Annotated in this window: 19 protein-coding genes; 8 read left to right on the top strand and 11 right to left on the bottom strand. The window is 70.8% G+C overall.

What is annotated here, in order from left to right:
• Positions 1-8 precede the first annotated feature (8 nt).
• The 6 genes from ACZ6TI_RS30420 (at position 9) to ACZ6TI_RS30395 (ending at position 8228) form a co-directional block, all read left to right on the top strand.
• Positions 9-734 (top strand): ABC transporter ATP-binding protein, encoded by a 726-nt coding sequence (locus ACZ6TI_RS30420; protein WP_465348598.1) that lies wholly within the window; start codon positions 9-11, stop codon positions 732-734.
• A complete protein-coding gene (locus tag ACZ6TI_RS30415; RefSeq protein ID WP_465348597.1) occupies positions 734-1504 on the top strand; it encodes an ABC-2 transporter permease in 771 nt (256 codons plus the stop codon). The genes ACZ6TI_RS30420 and ACZ6TI_RS30415 overlap by 1 nt, the downstream gene beginning before the upstream one ends.
• Positions 1505-1521: 17 nt before the next feature.
• Positions 1522-2811 (top strand): sensor histidine kinase, encoded by a 1290-nt coding sequence (locus ACZ6TI_RS30410; RefSeq protein WP_465348596.1) that lies wholly within the window; start codon positions 1522-1524, stop codon positions 2809-2811.
• Positions 2812-2824: 13 nt separating this feature from the next.
• Complete coding sequence (locus tag ACZ6TI_RS30405; protein ID WP_465348595.1) at positions 2825-3469, top strand: response regulator transcription factor; 645 nt, start codon at positions 2825-2827, stop codon at positions 3467-3469.
• Positions 3470-3631: 162 nt separating this feature from the next.
• Positions 3632-5689, top strand: coding sequence for a DNA gyrase/topoisomerase IV subunit B (locus ACZ6TI_RS30400; protein ID WP_465348594.1), 2058 nt, complete (start codon positions 3632-3634; stop codon positions 5687-5689).
• Between the two features lie 13 nt (positions 5690-5702).
• Positions 5703-8228, top strand: coding sequence for a DNA gyrase/topoisomerase IV subunit A (locus tag ACZ6TI_RS30395; protein WP_465348593.1), 2526 nt, complete (start codon positions 5703-5705; stop codon positions 8226-8228).
• Between the two features lie 167 nt (positions 8229-8395).
• On the opposite strand, the gene ACZ6TI_RS30390 is transcribed toward ACZ6TI_RS30395, so the two are convergent.
• From ACZ6TI_RS30390 to ACZ6TI_RS30375, 4 genes are all read right to left on the bottom strand, one after another.
• On the bottom strand, positions 8396-9037 hold the full coding sequence (locus ACZ6TI_RS30390; RefSeq protein ID WP_465348592.1) for a TetR/AcrR family transcriptional regulator: 642 nt from the start codon (positions 9035-9037) through the stop codon (positions 8396-8398).
• 30 nt (positions 9038-9067) lie between these two features.
• Positions 9068-10087, bottom strand: a complete 1020-nt coding sequence (locus ACZ6TI_RS30385) for a medium chain dehydrogenase/reductase family protein (protein ID WP_465348591.1) — start codon at positions 10085-10087, stop codon at positions 9068-9070.
• A gap of 81 nt (positions 10088-10168) precedes the next feature.
• Entirely contained in the window at positions 10169-10918 is a 750-nt protein-coding gene (locus tag ACZ6TI_RS30380; protein WP_465348590.1) for a DUF5984 family protein, read from the bottom strand.
• Positions 10919-10960: 42 nt separating this feature from the next.
• Complete coding sequence (locus ACZ6TI_RS30375; RefSeq protein ID WP_465348589.1) at positions 10961-11668, bottom strand: alpha/beta hydrolase; 708 nt, start codon at positions 11666-11668, stop codon at positions 10961-10963.
• 31 nt (positions 11669-11699) lie between these two features.
• Between ACZ6TI_RS30375 and ACZ6TI_RS30370 the strand changes: the two genes are divergently transcribed.
• Positions 11700-12437, top strand: a complete 738-nt coding sequence (locus ACZ6TI_RS30370; protein WP_465348588.1) for a class I SAM-dependent DNA methyltransferase — start codon at positions 11700-11702, stop codon at positions 12435-12437.
• Here ACZ6TI_RS30370 and ACZ6TI_RS30365 read toward each other — a convergent pair.
• The 3 genes from ACZ6TI_RS30365 to ACZ6TI_RS30355 all read right to left on the bottom strand — a co-directional run bounded on the left by ACZ6TI_RS30365 (position 12346) and on the right by ACZ6TI_RS30355 (position 14225).
• A complete protein-coding gene (locus ACZ6TI_RS30365; protein ID WP_465348587.1) occupies positions 12346-12906 on the bottom strand; it encodes a GNAT family N-acetyltransferase in 561 nt (186 codons plus the stop codon). The two genes, ACZ6TI_RS30370 and ACZ6TI_RS30365, sit on opposite strands and share 92 nt — an antisense overlap.
• Positions 12907-13124: 218 nt before the next feature.
• Positions 13125-13340, bottom strand: coding sequence for a hypothetical protein (locus tag ACZ6TI_RS30360; protein WP_465348586.1), 216 nt, complete (start codon positions 13338-13340; stop codon positions 13125-13127).
• 60 nt (positions 13341-13400) lie between these two features.
• Positions 13401-14225, bottom strand: coding sequence for a class I SAM-dependent methyltransferase (locus ACZ6TI_RS30355; RefSeq protein WP_465348585.1), 825 nt, complete (start codon positions 14223-14225; stop codon positions 13401-13403).
• Between the two features lie 84 nt (positions 14226-14309).
• Here ACZ6TI_RS30355 and ACZ6TI_RS30350 point away from each other — a divergent pair, with 84 nt between their 5' ends.
• The gene (locus tag ACZ6TI_RS30350; RefSeq protein ID WP_465348584.1) at positions 14310-15449 is read left to right on the top strand and encodes an ROK family protein; all 1140 of its coding nucleotides are present in this window, start codon (positions 14310-14312) and stop codon (positions 15447-15449) included.
• Here ACZ6TI_RS30350 and ACZ6TI_RS30345 read toward each other — a convergent pair.
• From ACZ6TI_RS30345 to ACZ6TI_RS30330, 4 genes are all read right to left on the bottom strand, one after another.
• Positions 15446-17320, bottom strand: a complete 1875-nt coding sequence (locus ACZ6TI_RS30345; RefSeq protein WP_465348583.1) for a ricin-type beta-trefoil lectin domain protein — start codon at positions 17318-17320, stop codon at positions 15446-15448. The two genes, ACZ6TI_RS30350 and ACZ6TI_RS30345, sit on opposite strands and share 4 nt — an antisense overlap.
• A gap of 94 nt (positions 17321-17414) precedes the next feature.
• Positions 17415-18821 (bottom strand): GH1 family beta-glucosidase, encoded by a 1407-nt coding sequence (locus tag ACZ6TI_RS30340; RefSeq protein ID WP_465348582.1) that lies wholly within the window; start codon positions 18819-18821, stop codon positions 17415-17417.
• Positions 18818-19861 (bottom strand): ABC transporter ATP-binding protein, encoded by a 1044-nt coding sequence (locus ACZ6TI_RS30335; RefSeq protein ID WP_465348581.1) that lies wholly within the window; start codon positions 19859-19861, stop codon positions 18818-18820. Before ACZ6TI_RS30335 ends, ACZ6TI_RS30340 begins: the two co-directional genes overlap by 4 nt.
• Entirely contained in the window at positions 19858-20934 is a 1077-nt protein-coding gene (locus ACZ6TI_RS30330; RefSeq protein ID WP_465348580.1) for an ABC transporter permease, read from the bottom strand. Before ACZ6TI_RS30330 ends, ACZ6TI_RS30335 begins: the two co-directional genes overlap by 4 nt.

The following is a 20934-nucleotide window of genomic DNA, read 5'->3' as shown; positions in this document are numbered from 1 at the left end:
TCGATCGTGTGATCGAACTACGTGAACTGACGAAACGATATGGCGACCAGGTCGCGGTCGACGGGCTGAGCTTCCGGGTGCAGCCCGGGGTGGTGACCGGCTTCCTCGGGCCGAACGGATCCGGCAAGTCGACGACGATGCGGATGATCCTCGGCCTGGATGCCCCGGACCACGGCGAGGCACTGATCGGCGGCGTCCGATACCCCGATCTGGACTGGCCGTTGCGGACGGTCGGCGCGCTCCTCGACGCCGGGGCGTTCCATCCCGGCCGCAGCGCCCGGGCGCACCTGATCGCGCTGGCCGCGAGCAACGACCTCCCCGGGTCCCGGGTCGAGCGGGTGCTGAGCATGGTCGGGCTGTCCGACGCGGCGACGCGGCGCGCCGGCACCTACTCGCTCGGCATGCGCCAGCGGCTCGGGGTCGCGGTGGCCCTGCTCGGCGACCCCGGCGTGCTGCTGCTCGACGAGCCGGTCAACGGACTGGACCCGGAGGGCATCCGGTGGATCCGGGACCTGCTGCGCGGACTCGCCGCCGAGGGCCGGACGGTGTTCGTGTCCAGCCATCTGATCGCCGAGATGGCGCTGACCGCCGACCGGCTGGTGGTGATCGGCCGCGGACGGCTGCTGGCCGAGACCACCGTCGCCGAGCTCGCCATCGGCGACGACAGCCTGGAGGACGCGTTCTTCCGGCTCACCGAGCAGGCCACCGACTATCGCGGAACGAGAGCAGCCTGATGAGCGGGTACGGATTCCGGCACGCGGCAAGGATGGAACGGATCAAGCTGACGAGTGTCCGGTCGACCTGGTGGCTGGCGATCGCCGCGGTGGTCGCGATGGCCGGGGCCGGGGCCGGGGTGGGGCTCGGCTACCGATCGCACACCCCGGTCGCCACCGCCGCCCAGATCCTCAACAACAGCCTCGGCGGCGCCATCGTCGCCCAGCTGCTTCTCGGCGCGCTCGGGGTCCTGCTGGTGACCGGCGAATACGGCACCGGGATGATTCACTCGACGCTGGCCGCCGTACCGCGGCGCCGGACCGTGCTGGCCGCGAAGGCCGCGGTGTGCGGCGGGGTGGCTCTCGCCGTCGGCCTGGCCGCAAGCTTCGCCGGCTATCTGAGCGGGCAACTCGCGATCCGCGGCACCGCGATCCCGGCCGCCTCCCTCGGCGACCCGGTGGTCCTGCGCGCGGTCGTGCTGACCGGCGTCTATCTGGCCGCCACCGCGCTGATCGGGGTCGGCGTCGGGACGATCATGCGGCACTCCGGCGCCGCGATCGGCACGCTGTTCGGCCTGATGTTCGTCCCGATGATCGTGGCCGGCCTGTTCGGCGAGAGCGGCATCGCGGTCGGCCGGTTCGTCCCGCTGCTGATGCTGCTCAACTCGATCACGGTGACCACGCCCATCCCCGGGCTGTTCACCGCCTGGATCAGCACCCTGCTGATGTGCGGCTACGCGGCGGTGGCGATCCTGTGCGGCGGTGTGCTGCTGCGCCGACGTGACGCGTGACCGACGACAATGGGCCGATGACCGCGCTGCGCGCCCCGTTCACCGCCATGGCCCTGCGCCGAGCGGTGTTCTGCGTGTGCGGCGTGGTCAGTGCGGCGGCGATCTTGAGCGTACCGGCGATCTTGCCGGCCCTGGCCGTCCTCATCCTCTGGGCGACCGGGGCCCTGTCACGCCAGCCCGCACCCGCCGTCGGACCGGTGTTCCTGGTCCTCTTCCCGCTCACCATCGCGCTCGTGGTCGTGCTGGCCCGCCCGATCGGGCGGGCGATGGGAGCCGTGCAACGCTCACTCGCGAACCGGCTGCTCGACGAGCACGTGGACGCCTCACCACTCCGCTCGGGCTGGCCCGCCGTCGGATACGCGCTGCTCAAGGTGCCGCTGGCCATCCCCGAGGGCTACGGCGCGTTCTGCTATGTGTTCGGTCTGGTCAACCTCAGCTACCCGGTGTGGTGGCCGCTGTTCCGCAATCACCCGCCGGGCACCAGCCTCGGGCCGGTGTGGGCGCTGACTCCGTTCGGCGCCATCGGCACGCGGACGTTCGCCGGCACGTTCCTGATCGCCGGCGCCGGCCTCGCCATGCTGCTGGTCGCACCGTGGCTGATGCGGGCCGGCACGACCCTGGACGTGGCCGCGATGCGCCGCCTGCTCGGTCCGCGCCGGCTCGCCGAGCGGGTCCGCGAGCTGCAGATCAGCCGGGCCCGGGCGATCGACGACGCGGCCACCATGATGCGCCGGCTGGAACGCGACCTGCACGACGGCGCGCAGATCCGGCTGGCCACGCTGGCGATGAACCTCGGCATGGCGACCGAGAAGCTCGGCGCCGACGGCCCGCCACCCGACCTCGCGCAGGCCCGCGAGCTGGTCGCACTCGCCCACCGCGGCGCGAAGGACGCCCTCGCCGACCTGCGCGACCTGGTGCGCGGAATCCACCCGCCGGTCCTCGACAACGGGCTCGGCGACGCGCTGGCAACCCTCGCGACGAGCAGCGCCATCCCGGTCGCGGTGCACGTCGAACTGCCCGGCCGCCCGGCGCCCGCGATCGAGACCATCGCCTACTTCTGCGCCTCCGAGCTGCTCGCGAACACGGCCAAACACAGCCGGGCGACCCGTGTCGGGCTCGGCCTCGCCGGGTCCGGCGCGGGTCTCGTGCTGACCGTCGAGGACGACGGCGTCGGCGGTGCGGACCCGGCCGGTCCCGGCCTGTCCGGCCTGGCCCGCCGCATCGCCGTCGTGGACGGCCTGCTGCGGGTGCACAGCCCGGCCGGCGGTCCGACCCGGGTCGAGATCGAACTGCCCACACGGTTGTGAAGGAGAGGACGACATGCGGGTGGTGATCGCGGAGGACGCGGCGATGATGCGCGAGGGGCTGGTCCGGCTGCTCACCGACCGCGGCTTCGAGGTGTGCGCCGCGGTGGCCGACGCGGAGGCGCTGCGGTCCGCGATCGACGCCACCGTGCCGGATGTGGCCATCATCGACGTCCGGATGCCACCGACGCACACCGACGAGGGGCTGCGCGCCGCGATCGACATCCGCCGCGACCATCCCGGCGTCGGGGTGCTGGTGTTCTCGCAGTCCGTGGAGACCCGCTACGCGACCCGCCTGCTCGCCGATCGGCCGTCCGGCGTCGGATACCTGCTCAAGGACCGGGTCGCCGACGTCGCCGACTTCGTGGACGCGCTGACCCGGGTGGCGTCCGGTGGCACCGCATTGGATCCGGAGGTGGTCGGCCATCTGATGCGGGCCGGGCACGCCACGACCGGGGTGCGGTCGCTGACGCCGCGGGAACGTGAGGTGCTGGCGTTGATGGCCGAGGGACGATCCAACACGGGGATCGCGGCGGCCCTCGTCATCACCTCCGGAGTGGTGGAGAAGCATGTGGCGAACATCTTCGCGAAGCTCGGGCTGCCGTCCTCGGAGAGCGACAATCGCCGGGTCCTGGCCGTCCTGCGCCACGTCAGCGGCTGACGGCATCCTCTCGTACACGTGTCTTAGGTCACGGCGTGTTGCTTTTGTCCGGCTTGTTCGCTGGATTGGGTAGCCGGGTGCGGCTCGGCTCCCCGATCTCGTCGTAGCTCCCCGGTAGGCTCGCCGCGTCCCGAGCCACCACGCCCAGCGGGGAGAGTAAGCGTGACCGCCCAACCCGAGATCTTGTACGGCGCCGACGACCTCACCCATCTCGAGGGCCTCGACGCCGTCCGCAAGCGCCCGGGCATGTACATCGGTTCCACCGACAGCCGCGGCATCAATCACCTGGTCAACGAGATCCTCGACAACGCCACCGACGAGGGCGTCGGCGGGCATGCCGAGGCCGTCTCGGTGATCCTGCACGCCGACGGATCGGTGCAGATCGACGACGACGGCCGGGGCATCCCGACGGCGATCAACACCAAAAGCGGTCTGAACGGCGTCGAGCTGGTGCTCACCCGGCTGCACGCCGGCGGCAAGTTCGGCGGCTCGGGTTACAAGACCTCCGGTGGACTGCACGGCGTCGGCGCGTCCGCGGTCAACGCCCTGTCGCTGCGCTTCGACGTCACGGTCAAGCGCGAGGGCAAGGTCCACGAGATCTCGTTCCAGCGCGGCGTGGCCGGTTCCTTCGAGGGCCCGGGTCCCAAGGCGCGCTTCACCCCCGAGTCCGGGCTGCGCATCGTGCGCAAGATGAAGCGTGGCGAGCGCGGCGGCACCTCCATCCGCTACTGGTACGACGCCCGCTACTTCGAGACCGGCGCGCGGCTGGACGTGGAGTCGGTCCGCGCCAAGCTGCGCAACACGGCGTTCCTGGTGCCCGGAGTGGCTTATACGCTGCGGGACGAGACCGCCGAGGAGCCGGTCACCGAGACGTTCCACTACCCCAACGGGCTCACCGACATGGTCGAGTTCCTCAGCCCGGCGGCCGACAAGCCGGTGTCCCAGATCCTGATGGTGACGGGTGAGGGGACATATAAGGAGAACGCCGCCGACGAGAACGGCGTGATGCAGTCCAACGTCGTGCGGCGCGCCGAGGTGGAGATCGCGTTCCGCTGGGGCACGGGCTATGAGCGCATCGTCGAGTGCTTCACCAACACGATCCGCAACACGCACGGCGGCACCCACCGCAAGGGCTTCGAGCGGGCCCTGGTGCGGGCGCTCGGCGACGCCGTCCGCAACACCCGCGGCCTGCTGCGGCCCAAGGAGGACGCGCCGGTCCTCGACGACTACCTCGAGGGCATGACCGCGGTCATCCACGTGCGCCTGCCGGAGCCGCAGTTCACCTCGCAGACCAAGGACGAGCTGTCCACCGCGGGCATCACCCGGGTGCTGCAGGGCCTGGTCGAGCAGCACCTGAAGGAATATGTGGACGGCCGGCGCACCAAGTCGGAGGCCCGCACCGTCCTGCAAAAGGTGGTGGACGCGGCCCGGGTCCGGCTCACCCAGAAACAGCAGAAGGACGCCGCCCGCCGCAAGACCGCGCTCGAGGGCGCGTCGATGCCGCCCAAGCTGGTCGACTGCCGCAGCACCGGGATCGCCCGCAGCGAGCTCTACATCGTCGAGGGCGACAGCGCGCTGGGCACCGCCCGGATGGCCCGCAGCTCCGAATACCAGGCGCTGCTGCCCATCCGCGGAAAGATCCTCAATGTGCAGAAGGCCAGCCTGCAGCAGGTGCTGGACAACGTGGAGTGCTCGGCGATCGTGCAGGTGCTGGGCGCCGGCTCGGGCCGCACCTTCGACCTGACCACGCTGCGTTACGGCCGCATCATGATCATGGCGGACGCCGACGTCGACGGCTCCCACATCCGCACGCTGCTGATCACCCTGTTCGCGAAATACATGCGACCGGTGATCGAGCAGGGCCGGCTGTTCGCCGCGATGCCGCCGCTGCACAAGGTGGTCACCAAGGGCCGCAACTCCGAGACGCTATATACGTATACGCAGCAGGAGATGGAGACCACGGTGTCCCGGCTGGAGAGATCCGGCAAGCAGGTGCAGAAGCCGGTGCCACGGTTCAAGGGCCTCGGCGAGATGGATGCCGACGAGCTGTGGGACACCACGATGAACCCGGCGACGCGCACCGTGCGGCGGATCACGCTGCACGACGCGGAGGCCGCCGAGGCCACGCTCGAACTGCTGATGGGCGAGCGGGTCGAGCCACGGAAGAACTGGTTGATCGAGGCCGCGGGCCGGATCGACCAGGAGACGATCGACGCCTGAGAGGGACACGTTCATGGCACGCCGCAAGAACGATTCGCAGCGGGTGGACCTGTCGGCGTTCGACAACGCCGGCGCCCGCGTCATCGACAACTCCCTCAGCACCGAGGTCGAGGACTCCTACCTGGAGTACGCGTACTCGGTGATCCACTCGCGCGCGCTGCCGGACGCGCGCGACGGCCTCAAGCCGGTGCACCGGCGCATCCTCTGGTCGATGACCGAGCAGGGCCACCGCCCCGACCGGCCCTACGTGAAGTCGGCCCGGGTGGTCGGCGACGTGATGGGCCGCTACCACCCCCACGGCAACCTGGCGATCTACGACGCCCTGGTCCGCCTGGCCCAGGACTTCTCCCTGAACGCCCCACTGATCGACGGGCACGGCAACTTTGGGAGCCCAGACGACGGACCGGCAGCGGAGCGTTACACAGAGTCACGGATGTCGCGTGAGGCGATGCTGCTGGTCGGTGAGCTGGGCGAGGGCACTGTCGACTTCAAGCCCAACTACGACGGCTCCGAGGTCGAGCCCAAGGTTCTGCCCGCCGCCTTTCCCAACCTGCTGGTCAACGGCACGTCCGGGATCGCGGTCGGGATGGCGACCAACATGATCCCGCACAACCTGGGCGAGGTGGTCGCGGCCGCACGGCACCTGATCACCGTGCCGGAGGCCGACCTCGACGAGATCATGCGGTTCGTGCCCGGGCCCGACCTGCCGACCGGCGGGCAGCTGCTGGGGCTCGACGAGGTGCGCCGGGCCTATGAGACCGGCCGCGGCGTGGTGCGCATGCGCGCCAAGGCCACCACCGGGCTGCTCGAGGGCGGTCGCGGCCGGCAGGCGATCACGGTCGTCGAGCTGCCTTATGGCGTCGGCACCGAGAAGATCATCGAGGCCATCACCGACGAGGTGAAGGGCAAGCTGATCGTCTCCGGGCCGCGCAAGGGCCAGCGCCAGGCCGCCCGGCTGCAGGGCATCGCGGACGTGAAGGACCTGACCGACCGCGAGCACGGCACCCGCCTGGTGATCGAGTGCAAGGTGGGCGTCAACCCGCAGGCGCTGCTGGCCGACCTCTACCGCCTGACGCCGCTGGAGTCGTCGTTCGGCATCAACAACCTGGTGCTGGTGGACGGGCAGCCGCAGACCCTCGGGCTCAAGGAACTGCTCGAGGTGTTCCTCAAGCACCGCTACGAGGTGGTCACCCGGCGCACCACGCACCGGCGCACCAAGCGGCAGGACCGGCTGCACCTGGTCGACGGCCTGCTGATCGCCCTGATCGACATCGACCGGGTGGTCGCGATCATCCGGGCCAGCGACGACGCGGCCCAGGCCAAGGCGTCGCTGATGAGCGAGTTCGGCCTGACCGACATCCAGGCGACGTACATCCTGGACACCCCGCTGCGGCGCCTGACCCGGTTCGACCGGATCGAGCTGGAGACCGAGCAGGAGCGGCTGCGCGCCGAGATCGCCGAGCTGAGCCGCATCCTGGACGACGAGGGCGTCCTCAAGCAGGTGGTCTCGGACGAACTGGCCGCGGTGGCGTCCGAGTTCGGCCAGCCGCGGCGCACCACGCTGATCGACGGCGACCTCAAGGAGGTGCTGGCCGCGTCGGCGCCGGCCGGCCCGCTCGAGGTCGCCGACGACCCGTGCCAGGTGATCCTGTCGGCGACCGGGCTGATCGCCCGGACCGCGGCGGAGAGCGAGGAGGCCACCGAGGGGCGGCGGCGCTCGGGCCGGGTCAAACACGATGCGGTACGAGCGGTCGTGCACTCCACGGCCCGCGGCCGCGTGCTGCTGGTGACCAGCCGGGGCCGGGCGTTCAAGGTGGACGTGCTGCCGCTGCCGGTGCTGCCCGAGCAGACCGGCACGGTGTCGATCCGCGGCGGCATGTCGGTGTCCGAGCTGATCCCGCTGGAAAAGGGCGAGCGCGTGGTGGGCCTGGCCCCGCTCGGCGGTCCGGCCGGCTCGCCGGGTCTGGCGCTCGGCACCAAGCAGGGCGTGGTCAAGGTCTGCGCCCCCGAGTGGCCGGTGCGTTCCGACGAGTTCGAGGTGATCAGCCTCAAAGACGGCGACGAGGTGCTGCAGGCCACCTGGCTCGCCGGTGGCACGGAGTCCCTGGTCTTCGTCACGTCGGACGCGTCGCTGCTGCGCTTCCCGGCCAAGCTGGTGCGCCCGCAGGGACTGAAGGGCGGCGGCATGGCGGGGGTCAATCTGACCGCCGACGCCGAGGTCCTGACCTTCCACGTCATCAACACCACCGACACCGAACACGGCGAGCCGATGGTGGTGACCTCCACCGGCACGCAGGTGAAGGTGACTCCGTTCCGGGTCTACCCGGCGAAGGGCCGGGCGACCGGCGGCGTGCGAGCACAGCGTTTCCTCAAGGGCGAGACGCGCCTGGCCGTGGCCTGGGTGGGTCCGCGCCCGGTGGGCGCGGGCGCGAACGGCGACCCGGTCGAGTTGCCCGGCGTGGACGAGCGGCGGGACGGCTCGGGCGAGGCGGTCCTCATGGGCCCGCAGATCATCGGCCACCAGATCGAACGAGGCTGACCCACCCGCCGGGCGCCATCCGGCCCTGAACGGGCCGGGCCGGGCCGTGCTGGGTGGCCCGCGGGGCCGCGTTGTGCCGGGTCGCGTTGTGCCGGGTCGCGTTGGGTCGGGCCGCGTCGTGCCGGGCCGCGTTGGGGTCGGGCTGCGTCGGATCGTCGGGGCGCTGGTCAGGTGGTTCGGCGGGCCAGGGAACGGATCAGGTGGGTGGCTATGTCGGGCGGCCACGGGAAGCCGGGGATGACGGCGCGCTGGTGAGCCAGGCCGTGCAGGCCCAGCCACAGGGCGATCGCGTCGGTCGTCGTGTCGGTGCTGGCGGACGCCCCGGTGCGCACGCAGTCGTCCATTGCGGTGATGAGCACGCCGAGGGCGTTGCGGCCGAGGCCGGTGGCGTCTTCGGGCGTGATGGCCGCGTCGTCCACGGCGTGCTGGGCGTTCCAGAGGCCGCCGAACATGACCCGGTAACGCTGGGGGTGGCGGACCGCGAAGTCCAGATATGCGGTGCACACCGCCATGAGGTGCGTGGTGGGGTCGATTGCCGGCTGGGCCGCGGCGGCGAGGGTCTCGGTGAGTTCCTGGAAGGCGCTTCTCACGACCGCGAAGAGGATCTCGTGGCGGTCCGCGAAATGGCCGTAGATGGCTGGGGCGGTGATGCCCACCCGCCGGGCGACCGCGCGCAACGTCACCGCCTGTTCGTCGCCGGTTTCGTCGAGCAGCTCGGCCGCCGCGGTGAGGATGTCGGCGCGCAGGCGCCCGCCCTCACCGCGGGCGTTGCGTCCGCGGGGCGGTGTCGCGGGCGAGGTCGTGGTCACGTTCTCCACCTCAGCACAACGGGATCCGGGTCAGGGGATGAGGACGACCTTGCCGACGATCGTTCGGGACTCGGCCAGCTCCACTGCCTTGCGGATCTCGGTCAGGGGCAGGCGAGCGGCGATCTGCGGGTGCAGGACGCCCTCGGTCACCAGGGCGAAGACCTTGGACAGGTCTTCTCGTCGCTGGGCGCGGAAACGGGCCGGGTGCAGGAGGCGGCCGCCCCACACGTCGTAGAAGCCGGCCCGGCGGCCGTTCGGCATGGTGTTCAGCCAGGACAGCTGGGCCAGCAACGCCACGAACGCCGGGATCATCGGGCCGGTGTCCTTGAGCATGGCATAGCTGACCAGCGTGCCGTTCTTGGCCAGCATCGACCAGGAGCGGGCGATGCTCTTGCCGCCGATGTGGTCGAACACCGCGTCCACGCCCGCCGGGGCGATCTCGCGTGCCCGGGCCGCCAGGTCCGGATCCTGGTAATCCAGGGGCAGGACGCCCAGCTCCCGCAGGGCGTCGTGGTGGCGGGGCGACGAGGTGCCGATGACCTTCGCCCCGGCGTGCCGGGCCAGTTGCACCAGGGTGGTGCCCACGCCGCCGTTGGCGCCGTGCACCAGGATCGTCCGGCCCGGGCGCACCCGGGCCTTGCGGTGCAGCATCTGGTGCGCGGTCAGCCCGTTGACCACGACGGCTTCGGCCTCGGCCGGGTCCAGGCCCGCCGGGACGGGGGTCACATCGACGGCTTTGAGCAGGGCGTGGGTGGACCAGCCGCCGGTCTTGGTGACGGCGGCCACCCGCCGGCCGACCAGGGCTTCGGGCACGCCGGCGCCCGCGGCGGTCACGGTGCCGACCAGGTCGTAGCCGGGCACGAACGGGAATTTCGGCTGACCGGGATAGCGGCCCAGACGCATGGCGTGCTCGGCGAACGAGATGCCGGTGGCCTCCACCGTCACCAGCACCTGGCCCGATGCGGGGGCGGACACGGCCCGGCGGCGGATCTGGAAGCCGTCGGGCCCCACGAGCCCCGGAAGGACGACCTCGGTGGCAGAGACGGTCATGGTGGCCCCCAGATGCTCCGGCTTCGCTATACAGCCGTAAACCTAGGCGCTGACTAAACAGTTGTAAAGCTATCGGCGGGGTCAATGGCCGAGGAGGCGATGGGCACCCGCTCGCACCATGCTCCAATCGGTTCTCGGCCGGTGTTCCAGTCTTCTGGCCTGCCACTTCTCGCGGTCCTCGTGTTCGCGGCGCAACGCGGCGACGTCGAGGTCGACGCCGGGGAGACCGCCCCGGCGTGCCAGTTCCTCGACCCGCTGCCGCATCGCGGTCATCAGCTCCCGGTCGAGGGTGTGCACGGCGTCGAGATATTCGGCCGCGGGGAAGCTGACCCGCACCGCCGGGCCCGCCGTGAAACCGATCCCGCCGTCGTCGCGATGCCGCCAGTCCAGGACGACCTCGTCGCGGGTCGTGCGCCAGAGCCGCACGTCCGGCGCGTTGCGCACGTAGCCGAAGTCCAGATAGCGGTCGCTGCGCCAGTTCGACGCCGTGATCACCGGATGCTCGGGCGTGTCGGGGTCCTTGTCGGGGAAGAACTCGACCGGGTCGCACACCCACCGCTCCGGGTCGGTGGCGATGAACTCCTCCAGGTCTTCGGGCACCGGTTCCAGCACCGACGGGGTGATGTCGTTGACGTCCTCCCACAACCGGGCCAGGTAGTAGTCGATTGCCGCGCCCGTCCGGTCCGCCCGGGTGCGGCGCAGGAACTCGTGTCCGCCGGCCTCGATCCAATAGCACCCGTCGGTGAGCCCGAACCAGTGCAGCGCGGGCCGCTCACCGCCCCACGGCGCGACGGCGTCCACCGGCGTGAGTTCGAAACGAAACCTGATCACCCGGGCAGTATCCGGGAGACGACCCGCACCCGGGAGTTTCCGTCAGGCCAGTGTCTGCAGCACGGCGTCCAGGGCTCGGGTGATCGCGGCCCGGGAGGCGTCGTCGTCGTCCAGAATGTCGAACGCGTGGTGCCCCTGCGGCACGTCGATGATCTCCAGGCGTGCCTTCGCGGCGGCGTCCACGAAGCGCGCGACCCCCTCGGCGACGTCCGGCCGTTCCAGGCCCACGCGGGTCAGCACGATCGGCAGGTCGCCGGCGCCGGCCACCGCCTCGACCGGCCGGAACCGCGGGTCGACGTCCCAGCCCTCCACCGGCGCCACCAGCGGATAGGTCAGCGCCAGGCACCGCAGCCACGCCGGGGGCTCGCGCAGCCATGCCGTGGACAGCAGCCCGCCACCGGAGAAGAACCACAACGCGATCCGATCGCCGTCCACGCGCGGATCGGCGCGGAGCGCCTCGATCGCGGCCCGCACATCACCTTCGGCCGTCGGGTACGCGGCCGGACTGTGCAAGCGGTGATCGACGGTCGCGGCGAACACGCCCCGCGCGGCGATCAGTGACCCGTAGCCCCGGTATTGCGGCCAGTCACGCGGCGTCGGGCGCACCTCGGCCGGCAGCGGTCCACCGTGGACGAGCAGGACCGCGGGCCCCGGCCGCGCAACGTCATCCGGCGGATAGAGGTCCACGGCGTCCCGTCGCTCGGCGGCACGAAATTCAACGGGCAGCACCAGCGGCTTCAAGGCATCCATCCGCGGATGGTATCCACGCTAGGGTCGTCCGGTGGAGTCGCGGCCCTTTTATGCGGCGCATGCCGACGCATACGACCTGCTGATCACGGATCCGATCGGGCCCTGGGTGACCGCGGTGGACGACCGGCTGGCGCGGGCCTCTTACGTCCTGGACGCCGGCTGCGGCACCGGACGGCACGCCGCCGGCCTGATCGCCCTCGGGCACCGCGTGGATCTGGTCGACGCCTCCGCGGAGCTGCTCGAGCTGGCCGCCGCCCGCTGCCCGTCATCGCGCACCAGGCTCGCCGACCTCTGCGCCATGGACGTGCAACCGGTCCACGACGCGGTGACCTGCCGCGGCGTACTCAACGATCTGACCACCGACGACGACCGCAGGTCGGCGATGCTCTCGCTGGCCGGCAGTCTCAAGCCGGGCGGCCTGTTGTTTCTCGACGTCCGCGAGCAGGACGGCTCCCGGCGCCGGGCGGACGGCACCGCACGGTCCACGTCGGTCGACCTCGCCGGCGGCCGGCGGCTCACCTTCCGTGCCCGCACCACCTGGTCCGCTGGCCTCCTGCACGTCGAGGAGGAGTACGAACTCGACGCCCGCACGTCCCGCTGCCGGTTCACCATGCGGCCGTGGACCGAGCCCGAACTGCGCGAGCTGCTGCGCGACTGCGGCCTGGAAGAGGTGGAGATCAGCGCCGGGGTGGGCCGCCGGACGCCGGACCGATATTTCGTGGTCGGATCACGTGGACCTCGCGCAGGTGGGCTCCGGACTCGTCGGTGACGCTGCCGTGCGGGACGGCGCCCAGCTTGGCGGCCACCCGGGCCGATGGCGTGTTGTCGCTGTGGAAAAGTACCCAGATCTCGGGAAGCCGGAGGACGTCGAAGCCGTAGGCGAGGACGGCCCGGGCTCCCTCGGTGGCGAAGCCCTTGCCCCACTCGTCGGGGTCGAGCCGCCAGCCGATCTGCACGCCCGGCGGCGCCTGCGGGAAGGATTCGGTGGTCTCCAGCGACACCCAGCCGATCGGACGGCCGGTGTCCTTGGGGATGAGCGCCCACGCGCCGAACGGGTGCCTGGTCCAGGCATCGAGGTGGAAACGGAGGAACTGCCGGGCCTCGGCGCGGGTCAGTCCGCGGTCCATCTGGAACGCCAGCGCGCCGGGTTTGGCGAAGATGCGGGCGTAGTCCTCGAGGTCGCCGGGCTCCCACGGGCGCAGCCTCAGCCGGTGGGTCTCCATCCGCAGTGGACTCACAAATTCAGCTTAGGTCTGGCTTAAGCGCAGCTCTTGATCTGCCCGCCTGATTAGCGTGGGCCCGTGCCGCCCCACCGCTCCGATGCTCCGCGTCCCCGCCCGGACCGTCCCCGTCCGGATCGCCCGGCCGCTCGTCCCCGCCCGCGAGGCCGTCGCACCGGCCGCCGCCCCGACGGCGGCCGGACCGCCTGAGCCGGAGCGACGGCTTTCGGAATGCCTCAGTTGCTGGGTTCCGGCACGTCGATGTCGCAGGAGATCTTCGGGTTGACGCCGAGCCAGTTGAGCGGGCCGGCGACCACCGTGACGATCACCGTCCCGGCCTCGGCGCAGCTCGCGTCGCCGGTGTCGGAGAAATAACCACGCTCGTACGCGGCAACGCCGCCCAGCACGAGCCAGATAAGGACGATCAAGCCGCCGATCGATCCGAAGCGCATCGCGATCTCCTCGAGCAGGGTTGTGGGGTGGCTCCGCAGATACCCCGATCGGGTCGATCTCTAAACGGCGTCGCGCACCGCCTGCAACGTATACGTGTGCGGCAACCGCTCCGGCCCGACCGCGACCTGCTGCTCCCCGCCGGGTAGCGCGCGCATCTTGCCGGGCAGCCCGGGCCACGGCACGCTCTGATGCTCGACCAGACCGGTGATCGTCAGACCGGCTTCGAGCAGCGCGGTCAGGATCTCGCCGATCCCGTGGTTCCACTCGTGCGTGACGTTGTGCTGGAACTCGGCGTCGGTGTCCACATACGTCCCGCCCTCGTCCCAGACCAGCGGCTCGGGCTGCTCGAAATAGGGCAGCTGGATCACCAGCAGGTCGTCTTGGCGGCCCTGCTCGAGGCTCCACAGCACCGGGTGCCCCTCACGCATGAAGAACCGGCCGCCGGGCTTGAGCAGCGCCGCCACCGTGCGCGCCCAGCGCTTGATGTCGGGCAGCCAGCACAGCGCGCCGATGCCGGTGAAGACCAGATCGAAGGATGCGCGGCCGAGCGCATCCGGGGCCGCGTACACCTCTGATTCGACGAAGTCGACCGGGTCGCCGGAGAGCTCCGCCAGGCGGCGGGCCTGGGCCAGCGACTTCGGCGAGAAGTCCAGTCCGGTCATGGTGGCGCCGAGCCGGGCCAGCGAGATCGTGTCGGTGCCGATGTGGCATTGCAGGTGCACGCCGCGCATCCCGCGGATGTCGCCGAGCAGCGGCAGATCGAAGCGCACCACGTCGCTCAGGTGCGCCGGGTCCGCGAAAGCCGCCACGTTGTAGTCGCCCGAGGCCGCGTGGGCGTCCGCCCGGTCGTCCCAGTTCGCCCGGTTCAGGTCCTGGTAGCTCACGGCAGCAACCTACCCGGAAGACAACGTCCATGGTCATAGCGTTAGATGGTGCCCGTGGAGCGCAGGCGGACGACGGTCAGGGACGTGCGAAGGGCGAATCGTGCCAGCCTGCTGACCGATCTGTTCCACGGCGGCCGGCAGAGCCGGCAGCAGCTCGGCGACACCACCGCGCTGAGCCAGGCGAGCGTCAGCAACCTGGTCGGCGAGATGATCGAGGAGGGCCTGGTCGAGGAGGCCGGGCTGGTCGGTTCGGACGGCGGCCGGCCGCGCGCGCTGCTGCGGGTCGCGCCCGGTTTCGGCTATGTGGTGGGCGCCGACGTGGGCGAGTCGCGGGTGCTGGTGGAGCTGTACGACCTGGCGATGTCCCGCCTCGGCGCGGCGAGCTACGACCTGCGCGACCCCTCCGACCACGAGGGCGCGGCGACGCTGCTGCTCGACGGCCTGGGGGCGGTGACCGCGGAGGCGGGCGTCGGCGTGGCCGAGGTGCTGGGTTACGGCATCGGCGTGGCCGGCGTGGTGGACCGCGGCGGCGTGGTGTTCTCGCAGACCACCGGGTGGGACGGGGTGCCGCTGACCGAGATGCTGCGGGCCGCCACCGAGGTGCCGGTGTTCGTGGCGAACGGCGCGAACACGGTGGCCCAGGCGGAGATGTGGTTCGGCGCGGGCCGCGGCGCCCGGCGTGCCGTGGTGGTGATGATCGGCCGTGGCGTCGGCGCGGCGGTGGTCACCGGCAGTGGCGCGGAGGCCGGCGCGGGGGAGTGGGGACACACCACGCTGGTCTATGACGGCGCTCCCTGCCGGTGCGGGGCGAAGGGCTGCCTCGAGGCATATATCGGGGCGGACGCGATCACCGCGCGGCTCGGCGTCGACGTGGAACCGCGGTCGCTGGCCCGGGTGCTGACCGGGCCGGTGGACGAGGCGGTCATCGCGGAGACGGTCGGTTATCTGGGCGCCGGGGTGGCCGGGCTGGTCAACCTGTTCAGCCCGGACCGCATCGTGCTCGGCGGCCCGATCGGCGTGGCGCTGGGAGAGCGCTTTCTTCCGGACATTCGCCGCGCAACGTCCCGCTACGCCCTGCGCCATCCCTTTGAGAAGACCCGCATCGACGTCTGCCAGCTCGGTCCGGACGCGGTCGCGATGGGCGCGGCCACCCTGCCGATCGCCCGCCTGCTCACCGACGGCGGCATGCCCGCCACCGCCGGCGCGCGGCGTAAGTCGCCCTAGGGCACCGTCCACTTCTGGTTGGCGGCGCCGGTGCAGGACCAGATCTGCAGCTTGGCGCCGTCCGACTGGTTGTTGTTCGTGATGTCGAGGCACTTGTTCGCGCCCGCGTTCACCAGGTCACGCCCGGCGGTCACCGTCCAGGTCTGGCTGGCCAGCCCGGGATAGCACGTCCACAGGTGCACGACCGCGCCGTCGCCGGTGCCGCCGTTCTGCACGTCGAGGCACTTGCCGAGGGCGCGCACGGTGCCGTCGGAGGACACCGTCCAGGTCTGGTTCGCCGATCCGGCATAGCAGGTCCACATCTGCGGCAGCGTGCCGTCCGCGGTCGAGCCGCCGGTTACGTCCAGGCATTTGCCGTTGGCCGCGCTGACGATCTGCCCGGTGCGGGTGGCCGGCGGCGGAGCGGTGCCATTCCAGGCGAAGGTCGCCGTCGTACGCGCCGGCAGGGTGTACGTGAACGACTGGTTCCCCCAGTTGACCTTGACCGCCTGGGCCGACGTGCCGGCGTTGTGCGCGATCAGCGCCTTGGAGCCGTCCGGGTTGCGCCAGGCCACGTTCCGCACCGCCGAGCCGTCGTTCGACTCGATGCGCTGGGCGCCGGGCTTCACGAACTTGGTGAGGTGCCCGGTGGTGTAGTACTCGACCGTGTAGTCCACCTGCCCGGCCCGCGATCCGCCGTTTTGCACGGTGATCAGGCCGGTGCAGGTGCCGCAGCCGCCGTTGTGCGGGCCGCCGGCCTGGTCCACGGCCAGGCTCCACTTCACCAGGCTGCCGCTGAAGTTTCGCGCGTACGAGATGATGTCGGTCAGGTCCTCGTTGTGCTGATTGGGGATCCACTCGCCGCCACTGTGCTCGGTGGAGAACTGCGGCACCGACGGATACTGGTTGTGCACCTGGGTGCCGACCGCCGGGTCGCCGAAGTAACCGTGCCACGCGATGCCACCGAAGAGCGGATCGTTGCGCACGCCGGCGTCGTTCAGCACCCCGGAGCCGAAGTTCGCGTAGTCGCCGTAGTTCCAGTCGTGCACGAGCACCTTGGTGCTGATCCCGGCCGCGCGGAAGGCGGGATAGACGTGGTTCTTCGTGAACTCGGCGAGTCCGGCCGGATTCCAGTTCATCCCCGGATAGGTCTGCGCCGGCGGGTTGTCCGCGTGGCAGCAGTTCGGCTCGTTCTGCACCGACACGTAGTCCACCGGGATCCCGGCCGCCTGATAGGACTGGACGTATTTCACCAGGTACTGCGCGTACATCGGGTAGTACTCGGCCTTGAGCCAGCCCATCTGGTCCATCCGGCCGTTGTCCTTCATCCAGCCCGGCGCGCTCCACGGCACGCCCTTCACCCGCAGCGCCGGGTTCAATCCCTTGGCCTGCTGGGTGAGCAGCCGCACGTTGGTGTCGTAGCCGTTGGCGCCGAAGTCGTTCAGGTTGCAGCAGGTGTCGTCGAGCGACACGTTGCCCGGCCGGGAGAGGTCGGAGGCGCCGATCGGGTTGCGCACGAAGGAGAGCCCGATGCCGTCGGTGGGGGAGAAGAGCTTGCGCATCGTGGCGTCGCGGGTGGCCGCGCTGATCGGGCCGCCGCGCAGCAGGTGTGCGGTGGTGTCGGTGATCGAGGCGCCGCCGCCCTGGAAGGTCTGGTAGCGGGTGTTCTCGTTGACCGTGATGGTGGTCGGGGCGGCCGCGCTGGAGGACGCGAACGCGATCGGCGGCTGAGCCTGCAGGCCGCGGGTGACGGTGCGGCCGGCCGAGTCCGAAGTGGTGGTGAGGACGACCGAGACCTGTTCGCCGGCGGCGAGCGCCGGCGAAGTGGGGAAGACGGTGGCGGCCACGGCGAGCACGGCCGCGGCGACAAGATGCGGGGATGAGTGTCTCACCCGGTGATAGTAAACCCGCTTAACAGATTAATGAAGATAAATGAAAGAGGCCGCGTCCGGCGACAGGACGCGGCCTCTTTCGTTCCCCCGTGAATCAGGCTTGCGGGCCGCCCTTGAAGCGGCCGATCGCGTCCCGATACCAGAGCGCGCTCTGCTTCGGGGTGCGGGTCTGCGTCTCGTAGTCCACGTGCACGATGCCGAACCGCTTCGCGTACCCGTAGGCCCATTCGAAGTTGTCCATCAGGGACCACGCGAAGTATCCGCGGATGTCGGCGCCCTGCGACCGCGCGTCGGCCACGGCCGCGATGTGGTCGGCCAGATAGGCCGTGCGGTCGTCGTCCGCCACGTTGCCGTCGTCGTCCGCCACGTCGTCGAACGCGGCGCCGTTCTCGGTGACCACCATCGGCAGCCCCGGGTAGTCGCGGTGCAGCCGGACCAGCAGCTGGGTGAACCGCTCCGGGGTGATCGGCCAGTCCATCGCCGTGCGCGCGGTGTCCGGCAGCACCTGCCGCACCACCGGGTGCCCGTCGTCGTCGCGGGTGCGGCCCTGCTCGTCGACGCCGCTGAAGTCCTGCCCGAAGTAGAAGTTCACGCCGAGCACCTCGAACGGCGTCGCGATCACCTCGAGGTCGCCGTCCACGACCGGGAACGCGGCGCCGCGATCGGCCAGATCGGCCACCATGTCGTCGGGGTATCGCCCGTAGCGCAACGGATCCAGGTAGATCCGCAGGCCCATCCCGTCGGCGCGGCGAGCCGCGTCGCGGTCCTCCTGGGTGTCGGCGGCCGGGTCGGCGGTGCCCATGTTGAGCGTGATGCCGAACTTGTGCTCCCGCTGCGCGGCGGCCCGCATCCGCTGGGTCGCCAGGCCGTGCCCGAGCAGCAGGTGGTGCACCGCCTTGATGGCGTCGTCGAAGTTCTGCCGGCCCGGCGCGTGCACGCCGACCTCGTAGCCCAGCCAGGCCGAGCACCACGGCTCGTTCAGCGTGGTGAAGGTCTCCACCCGGTCGGCAAGCTTGTCGAACACCATCATCGCGTAGTCGGCGAACCGGTAGGCGGTGTCCCGGTTGGGCCAGCCGCCGGCGTCCTCGAGCTCCTGCGGCAGGTCCCAGTGGTAGAGCGTGACCCACGGGTCGATCCCGTTGCTGAGCAGCTCGTCCACCAGCCGGTCGTAGAAACCCAGGCCGGCCGCGTTCGCCGGGCCGCAGCCGCCGGGCTGCACCCGGGGCCAGGCCACCGAGAACCGGTACGCGTCCACGCCCAGGCTCTTGATCAGCGCCACGTCCTGCGGCATCCGGTGGTAGTGGTCGCACGCGACGTCACCGTTGTCGGCATCGTGCACGGCGCCGGGCTTGCGGCAGAACGTGTCCCAGATGGACGGTGTGCGGCCGTCCTCGGCGACGGCGCCCTCGATCTGATAGGAGGACGTCGCGACGCCCCACTGGAACGAGGTCGGGAACTTCACGGCGGGGACGAGAAGTTCGGGGATGGCGGTGGGGTTCATCGGTCTCCACTAGTGGTGATGCCGGCGTGGGGGGCGCCGACCGGCTCCTTCACGGGGTGCAGCCAGCACGCGACCGTGCGGGTGCCGCCGTCCGGAGTGTCCGGCCGACCGAGGACGGGGATGTGCTCCGCGCACGGCTCGAAGGCCTTGGGGCAACGCGGGTGGAACGAGCAGCCGGTCGGCATGCCCTTGAGGTCCGGCGGTGAGCCCGGGATCCCGGACAGCTCGCGCCGGGGCCCGCGCAGCGCCGGGAAGGAGCCCAGCAGCCCGGCGCTGTACGGGTGCAGCGAGTCCCGGTAGAGCGAGGCGGCCTGCGCCTCCTCGACGATCCGGCCGCCGTACATGATGGCGATCCGGTTGGAGAACTCGACCAGCAGCGACAGGTCGTGGGTGATGAAGATGACCGAGAAGCCCAGCCGCTCGCGCAGCTCGATCAGCTGGCCCAGGATCTGCCGCTGCATCACCACGTCGAGCGCGGTGGTCGGCTCGTCCATGATGACCACCTGCGGCTGCAGGATCAGCGCCATGCCGATCATCACGCGCTGCCGCATGCCGCCGGAGAGCTGATGCGGGTAGGCCTCCATCCGGTCCGGCGAGATGCCGACCAGCTTGAGCATCTCCCGGCAGCGGGCGGCCCGGCTGTGCGTCGACATCTTCGGCTCGTGCGCCTGCAGCACGTCGTTCAGCTGGGTGGAGATCTTGTGCACCGGGTTGAGCGAGTTCATCGCGCCCTGGAACACGATCGCCGTCTCGGCCCAGCGGAACGCCCGCAGCCCTGAGTCGGAGAGGCCCAGCACGTCGTACGCCTCGCCCTTCTCCGGGTGGTAGACGACCTCGCCGCCGGTGATCACGCCGGGGGGCGCGAGCAGGCGGGTGAGCCCGTACGCCAGGGTGGACTTGCCGGAGCCGGACTCGCCGGCCAGGCCGAGCACCTCGCCGCGGTGCAGGGTCAGGTTCACGTCGCGGACCGCGTGCACCGCCTGGTCGCCCAGGCCGTAGTCGACGTTCAGGTTGCGGATCTCGAGCACCGGCTCGTTCACGGGGTGGTCTCCTTCCGGTGCACCGGGGTGGCCCCGTTCAGGTTGATCGGCAGCGGCCGCGCGTGCGTGTGCGGGGCGGCCGAGTTGTCCAGGACGGGCGTGAAGCCGACGCGCATGCGTACCGTGTGGCCGGAGGCGGTCTTGATCTTGGTTTTGCCGGCGCTGCGCAGTCGCGGGCTGACGAACTCGTCGATGCCGAAGTTGATCAGCGACAGGGACGTGCCGAGGAACGCGATGGCCAGACCGGCCGGCACGAACCACCACCACGCGCCCTGCTGCAGGGCCTGCTGGCTCTGCGCCCAGAACAGGATCTCGCCCCAGTTCCAGTTGGAGATGCCGCCGATGCCGATGAAGGCCAGCGTGATCTCGGTGCCGACCGCGAAGATCACGGTGCCGACGAAACCGGAGGCGATGATCGCGGTCAGGTTGGGCAGGATCTCGAAGAAGATCACCCGCCAGGTCGTCTCGCCGGACGCCCGGGCCGCTTCGACGTAGTCGCGTCTGCGCAGCGAGAGGGTCTGCGCCCGGAGCACCCGCGCGCCCCACGCCCACGACGTCAGGCCGATGGTCAGCGCGACGATGGTGGAGCCCGCGTTCTCGAAGGTCGAGGCCACGATGATGATCAGCGGCAGCGCCGGGATCACCAGGAACACGTTGGACAGCGCGGAGAGCGTGTCGTCCCAGCCGCCGCCCAGATAGCCGGCCGTGACGCCGACGATGACCGAGAGGATGGTCGCCGCGATGCCGGCGGTCAGGCCGACCACCATCACGCCGCGGGTGCCGACCAGCAGCTGGCTGAGCACGTCCTGGCCGAGGTGGGTGGTGCCCAGCCAGTGCTCGCCGGAGGGCGGCGCCACCAGGTCCTTGCCGCGCTTGTTCGGGTCGAACGGCGCGATCCACGGCCCGATGACCGCGAACAGCAGATAGATGCCGAGGATGATCAGGCCGGTGGCCGCCTTGGCGTTGGCCATGAACCGGAATTTGCGGCGCTTGGCCTTGGTCGGGCGGGCATCCGGCTGCGCCATCGCGCCCTCCGGGATGACCTGGTCGATGCTCGAGGTGGGAATCGTCAT

This window comes from Actinoplanes sp. NPDC051388 (assembly GCF_055586225.1).
This window is presented reverse-complemented; position numbering and strand designations above follow the sequence as displayed.